Source organism: Streptomyces sp. CLV115, assembly GCF_038448545.1.
In the GTDB taxonomy this organism is placed as follows: Bacteria; Actinomycetota; Actinomycetes; order Streptomycetales; family Streptomycetaceae; genus Streptomyces; species Streptomyces sanglieri.
Genome location: NZ_JBCEWQ010000266.1, coordinates 1 through 5893, shown reverse-complemented (window position 1 = coordinate 5893; position 5893 = coordinate 1). Strand labels below are relative to the sequence as shown.

Genomic DNA, 5893 nt, shown 5'->3' with positions numbered 1-5893 from the left:
CCCCTTGTCCCGCCCCTTCGCCCACGCCCTGCTTGCGGAGCTCGGTCGCCAGGTCGTAGAGACCGGCCGGGTCCATTCCCTCGCCGATCAGCGGGAGTTCGTACCCGGGCAGCTCCAGGCCGGCGAGCACGGCACGCTGTTCGCGCTCCAGCTCGACCCGCTGCGCGTGCTCGGCCGCCTGCTCGACCAGCGGGCGCACCAGCCCCGCGGAGCCGGTCACCCCGGCCCGGGTCAGCGCCTTGGCGATCTCCTTGCGGCGGCCGCCCGCGGCGGTGCGCAGCGTGTCCTCGTCCAGCAGATGGGGCCGCACCATGTTCACGATGACCCGGCCCACCGGCAGTTCGGCGTCGCGCAGCTCGGCGATGCCGTCCGCGGTCTCCTGGACCGGCATCTCCTCCAGCAGCGTCACCAGATGGACGGCGGTCTCGGGGGACTTCAGCACCCGCATCACGGCCTGTGCCTGATTGTGTATCGGGCCGATCCTGGCCAGCCCCGCCACCTCGTCGTTCACATTGAGGAAGCGGGTGATGCGCCCGGTGGGCGGCGCGTCCATGATCACGTAGTCGTAGACGTACCGGTTCTGCTTGTCCTTGCGGCGTACGGCTTCGCAGGCCTTGCCGGTCAGCAGTACGTCCCGGACACCGGGCGCGATCGTGGTGGCGAAGTCGATCGCGCCGAGCTTCTTGAGCGCCCGGCCCGCGCTGCCCAGCTTGTAGAACATCTGGAGATAGTCGAGCAGGGCGCGCTCGGCGTCGATCGCGAGGGCGTACACCTCGCCGCCGCCCGGCGCGACGGCGATCTTGCGCTCCTCGTACGGAAGGGACTCCGTCTCGAAGACCTGGGCGATGCCCTGCCTGCCCTCGACCTCCACGAGAAGGGTGCGCCTGCCCTCGGTCGCGAGGGCGAGCGCGAGAGCGGCGGCAACCGTGGTCTTACCGGTACCGCCCTTGCCGCTGACGACCTGGAACCTGCTCACGTATTCGAGCCTAACCAGTCACACCGCAGGCTACGCACGAGGCTGCGCGTGCCAGGGATTACACAGGCGTTACAGTCGGGCCCATGACCAAGTGGGAATACGCGACCGTGCCCCTTCTCGTGCACGCGACCAAGCAGATTCTGGACACCTGGGGCGAGGACGGCTGGGAGCTGGTCCAGGTCGTTCCCGGCCCGAACAACCCCGAGCAGCTCGTGGCCTACCTGAAGCGGGAGAAGGCGTAGTGGCGGGCACCGTCGAGGCGAAGCTCGCCGAGCTCGGGCTGACGCTGCCGGACGTCGTGCCGCCGCTGGCCTCGTACCAGCCGGCCGTGCGGTCGGGGGTGTACGTGTACACCTCCGGCCAGCTGCCGATGGTGGACGGCAAGCTCGCGGTCACCGGCAAGGTCGGTGCCGAGGTCACGCCCGACGAGGCGAAGGAGCTGGCGAAGACCTGCGCGCTCAACGCGCTGGCCGCCGTGAAGTCCGTCGCGGGCGACCTGGACCGGATCGCACGTGTGGTGAAGGTCGTGGGCTTCGTCGCCTCGGCGTCCGACTTCACCGGCCAGCCCGCCGTGATCAACGGCGCCAGCGAGCTGCTGGGCGCGGTGCTCGGCGACAAGGGTGTGCACGCGCGCAGCGCGGTGGGCGTCGCGGTGCTGCCGCTGGACGCCCCGGTGGAGGTCGAGGTCCAGGTCGAGCTGGTCGGGGCCTGAGCCGTACGTTCCCTTCGCAACCCTTCCCGATCCCGTCCGGATCTTCTTCGGTCCCGGTCGGGTCTTCTCCGGTTCCATTCAGAACCTCTTCGATCCCGTCCGGTCACGACGACCGGGCGGGATCATCTGTGTACGGGGCATGTACGGATCACTGCACCTCTCGAACATCGGCGCGGTTCCGGATAGCCTCCGGCCATGTCCAATGGTCAGTGGTACCCACCGGAATGGCCCGACCGGATCCGGGCACTCGCCGCGGGTGAGCTGAGCGCCGCGACCCCGAAGCGGGCCGCCACCGTGATGCTGCTCCGGGACTCCGCCGCTGACACCGAGGGCGGTCCCACCGTCCACATGCTGCGCCGCCGGGCCTCCATGGCTTTTGCCGGTGGGGCGTACGCCTATCCGGGTGGCGGGGTCGACCCGCGCGACGACGACCGGCTCGTCGGCTGGGCCGGACCCGCGCTGGAGAGCTGGGCCGGGCGGCTCGGCGTCACCACCCCGGCCGAGGCCCAGGCCATCGTCTGCGCGGCGGTCCGGGAGACGTACGAGGAGTCGGGCGTCCTGCTTGCGGGGCCGAGCGCCGGCACGGTGGTCAGCGACACCACCGGCGCCGACTGGGAGGCCGACCGCGAGGCACTGGTCGCCCGGGAGCTGTCCTTCGCCGAGTTCCTGGACCGGCGCGGCCTGGTGCTGCGCTCGGACCTGCTGGGCGCGTGGGCGCGCTGGATCACCCCGGAGTTCGAGCCCCGCCGCTACGACACCTGGTTCTTCGTCGCCGCGCTCCCCGAGGGTCAGCGCACCCGCAACGCCTCCACGGAGGCCGACCGCACGGTGTGGATCGAGCCGGGCGAGGCGGCCGACGGGTACGACCGGGGCGAGCTGCTGATGATGCCGCCGACCGTGTCGACGCTGCGGGCGCTGAGGCCGTACGGGACGGCCGCCGAGGCCCTGAAGGCGGCGGATTCCCAGGACCTCACGCCGGTGCTGGCACAGGCGAGGCTGGAGGGCGGCGAGTTGGTGCTGAGCTGGCCGGGACACGACGAGTTCACCAAGCGCATCCCGAGCGGGCCGTCGGGCGACGGTCCCGGTGGCGGTTCCGGTGACGGCTTCGGTGGCGGTTTTGGTGGTGTGGGAGGCGGATCCATATGAGCAATGCGGCAGCGCTGCCCGGACAGCCACGTGGCGTGGTCCTGTCCGGCCCCGCCACGGCCCGCGCCGTCAACGTCCTCGCCCCCAACGCCTCGCCGATGACGCTGGACGGCACCAACACCTGGATCGTCGCCGAGCCCGACTCGGACCTCGCGGTCGTCATCGACCCGGGCCCGCTGGACGACACCCATCTGCGGGCCGTCATCGACGTCGCGGAGCGGGCCGGCCGCCGGATTGCGCTGACCCTCCTCACCCACGGGCACCCCGACCACGCGGAGGGCGCGGCGCGGTTCGCCGAGCTGACCCGTACGAAGGTGCGCGCCCTGGACCCGGCGCTGCGGCTGGGCGACGAGGGGCTGACCGCGGGCGATGTGATCACCACCGGCGGCCTGGAACTCCGGGTCGTACCGACCCCCGGGCACACCGCGGACTCGCTCTCCTTCCATCTGCCCGCCGACCGGGCGGTGCTGACGGGGGACACGATCCTCGGGCGCGGCACCACGGTCGTCGCGCATCCGGACGGCCGGCTCGGCGACTACCTCGACTCGCTGCGCAGACTGCGCTCGCTGACCGTCGACGACGGCGTGCACACGGTGCTGCCGGGGCACGGTCCGGTGCTGGACGACGCACAGGGCGCGGTCGAGTTCTACCTCGCGCACCGGGCGCACCGGCTGGCCCAGGTGGAGACGGCGGTCGAGGCCGGGCACCGTACGGCGTCGGCGGTGGTGGCGCAGGTGTACGCGGACGTGGACCGGTCCCTGTGGCCCGCCGCGGAACTCTCGGTACTGGCCCAGCTGGAATACCTGGGCGAGCACGGGCTCATCTAGGGCCTCCGGCCGCCGGCCGCCGTCCTCGTCCCGGGCCCCGGGATTCGGTGCCCCGGGCCGCCGTACGCGGGCGGGGCGGGAACGCGGCAAGGCCCCGCCGGGTGATGGCGGGGCCTTGCGCACGGATACCGATGAGGCCGGGGCCCCGGTCCGGCTAGCGGGACCGCTTGGCCAGGCGCTCCACGTCCAGCAGGATCACGGCGCGCGCCTCCAGGCGCAGCCAGCCGCGTCCGGCGAAGTCGGCGAGTGCCTTGTTGACCGTCTCGCGGGAGGCGCCGACCAGCTGGGCCAGCTCTTCCTGCGTCAGGTCGTGGACGACGTGGATGCCTTCCTCGGACTGGACGCCGAAGCGGCGCGACAGGTCGAGAAGGGCGCGGGCGACGCGGCCCGGTACGTCGGAGAAGACCAGGTCGGACATCTGGTCGTTGGTCTTGCGCAGGCGGCGCGCGACGGCGCGCAGCAGGGCCGTGGCCACCTCGGGGCGGGCGTTCAGCCAGGGCTGGAGGTCGCCGTGGCCGAGGCCGAGGAGCTTGACCTCGGTCAGCGCGGTCGCGGTGGCGGTGCGGGGGCCCGGGTCGAAGAGCGACAGCTCACCGATCAGCTCGCCGGGGCCGAGGACCGCCAGCATGTTCTCACGCCCGTCGGGGGAGGTGCGGTGGAGCTTCACCTTGCCCTCGGTGACCACGTACAGGCGGTCGCCCGGGTCGCCCTCGTGGAAGAGCGCGTCGCCGCGTGCGAGGGTCACCTCACTCATCGAGGCGCGGAGCTCCGCGGCCTGCTCGTCATCGAGCGCCGCGAAAAGCGGGGCGCGCCGCAGAACGTCGTCCACGAGTTCTCTCCTTGTCGGCCTGTTCAGGGAACCGTGGTCCCCATCATGCCGGACGGTAAAACAGTGCGATCGATCACAAACCAGTTTGACGCACGGGCGTGCCCAATCGTGCGGCAGGGGGCCGATCGGGGGCGGATACCCGGTGACGGGCGCAGATGTCGGTGCGTGGCTCTAGGCTGGCCGGGTGTCCAAATCGCCGGTGAGAGCGCAGGCCAAGGGGGCTGATGGGGTGTCGGAGGGCCGTGATTCCGCTGTGGGCGAACAGGGTGCGATTCGCCCGAAAAAAGCGACAAAACGCCCCACGGGGAAGTCGGTGGGGAAGCCGGCGGAGCCGGCCACGAAGGCAACGGTGAAGGCCGCGGCAGGGTCGGGACGGAAGCCGGAGTCGCGCCTGGCGATGGTGCGCCGCGCCCGCAAGATCAACCGCGAGCTCGCCGAGCTGTACCCGTACGCCCATCCCGAGCTGGATTTCCGTAACCCTTTCGAGCTCCTGGTCGCCACGGTCCTCTCCGCCCAGACCACCGATCTGAGGGTCAACCAGACCACTCCCGCGCTCTTCGCCGCCTACCCCACCCCCGAGGACATGGCCGCCGCCGTCCCCGAGGAGATGGAGGAGCTCATCCGGCCGACCGGGTTCTTCCGGGCCAAGACCAAGTCGCTGATAGGCCTCTCGGTGGCGCTCAGGGACAACCACGGCGGTGAGGTGCCGGGCCGGCTCGCCGATCTCGTCAAGCTTCCGGGAGTCGGCCGCAAGACCGCCAACGTCGTTCTCGGCAATGCGTTCGGTGTCCCCGGGATCACCGTCGACACACACTTCGGCCGTCTGGTCCGCCGCTGGAAGTGGACAGAGCAGGAGGACCCGGAGAAGGTCGAGGCCGAGATCGCCACGATCTTCCCCAGGAGCGAGTGGACGATGCTCTCGCACCGGGTCGTCTTCCACGGCCGCCGCATCTGCCACGCCCGTAGGCCCGCCTGCGGCGCCTGCCCGATCGCGCCGCTCTGCCCGGCGTACGGCGAGGGCGAGACGGATCCGGAAAAGGCCAGGAAGCTGCTGAAGTACGAGATGGGCGGCCAGCCGGGCCAGCGGCTGAGCCCGCCCGCCGACTATCCGGGCAAGCCCGCTCCGGCCCTCGGGGCGGGCTGACGCCCGCCACCGGCCGCAGGGCGGCCGGGACGGCCGGAGCGGCAGGGGCGACCGGAGCGGCCGGAACGAAATGCGTGATGACAGGCGTTGTGAAACGAGGGGTGCCTATGAAGACGCACGAACAGAGCACGGATACGCCAGCGGCTCCCGCGGCTGCGGACCGGGCGGTGACCGGGGTCCGGCATTTCTGGTCGAATCCGCCCTGGTCTGGGGTTTCACCGCCGGGGTGATCGACCGGATTCTGCACTTCGCCGGCTGG

Annotated in this window: 7 protein-coding genes and 1 pseudogene; 6 read left to right on the top strand and 2 right to left on the bottom strand. The window is 71.5% G+C overall.

Annotated elements, in window-relative coordinates:
* Positions 1 to 976 (bottom strand): ArsA family ATPase (locus AADR41_RS40750; protein WP_342287401.1); only part of this gene is annotated, 976 nt, incomplete at its 3' end.
* Positions 977 to 1059: 83 nt separating this feature from the next.
* On the opposite strand from AADR41_RS40750, the gene AADR41_RS40745 reads away from it, so the two are divergent.
* From AADR41_RS40745 to AADR41_RS40730, 4 genes are all read left to right on the top strand, one after another.
* On the top strand, positions 1060 to 1218 hold the full coding sequence (locus AADR41_RS40745; RefSeq protein ID WP_003967454.1) for a DUF4177 domain-containing protein: 159 nt from the start codon (positions 1060 to 1062) through the stop codon (positions 1216 to 1218).
* Complete coding sequence (locus AADR41_RS40740) at positions 1218 to 1688, top strand: RidA family protein (protein WP_342287387.1); 471 nt, start codon at positions 1218 to 1220, stop codon at positions 1686 to 1688. The genes AADR41_RS40745 and AADR41_RS40740 overlap by 1 nt, the downstream gene beginning before the upstream one ends.
* Positions 1689 to 1883: 195 nt before the next feature.
* Complete coding sequence (locus tag AADR41_RS40735; RefSeq protein WP_342287385.1) at positions 1884 to 2834, top strand: NUDIX hydrolase; 951 nt, start codon at positions 1884 to 1886, stop codon at positions 2832 to 2834.
* Complete coding sequence (locus AADR41_RS40730) at positions 2831 to 3661, top strand: MBL fold metallo-hydrolase (RefSeq protein ID WP_342287383.1); 831 nt, start codon at positions 2831 to 2833, stop codon at positions 3659 to 3661. Before AADR41_RS40735 ends, AADR41_RS40730 begins: the two co-directional genes overlap by 4 nt.
* A 154-nt stretch (positions 3662 to 3815) precedes the next feature.
* Here the strand turns inward: AADR41_RS40730 and AADR41_RS40725 are convergent, their stop codons facing one another.
* Positions 3816 to 4490: a Crp/Fnr family transcriptional regulator gene (locus AADR41_RS40725; RefSeq protein ID WP_014046869.1), complete on the bottom strand. Its 675-nt coding sequence runs from the start codon at positions 4488 to 4490 to the stop codon at positions 3816 to 3818.
* A gap of 253 nt (positions 4491 to 4743) precedes the next feature.
* On the opposite strand from AADR41_RS40725, the gene nth reads away from it, so the two are divergent.
* Positions 4744 to 5634: an endonuclease III gene (nth, locus tag AADR41_RS40720; protein ID WP_446751203.1), complete on the top strand. Its 891-nt coding sequence runs from the start codon at positions 4744 to 4746 to the stop codon at positions 5632 to 5634.
* A gap of 160 nt (positions 5635 to 5794) precedes the next feature.
* Positions 5795 to 5893 (top strand): annotated as a pseudogene (locus AADR41_RS40715) (coenzyme A pyrophosphatase); the annotation flags it as partial.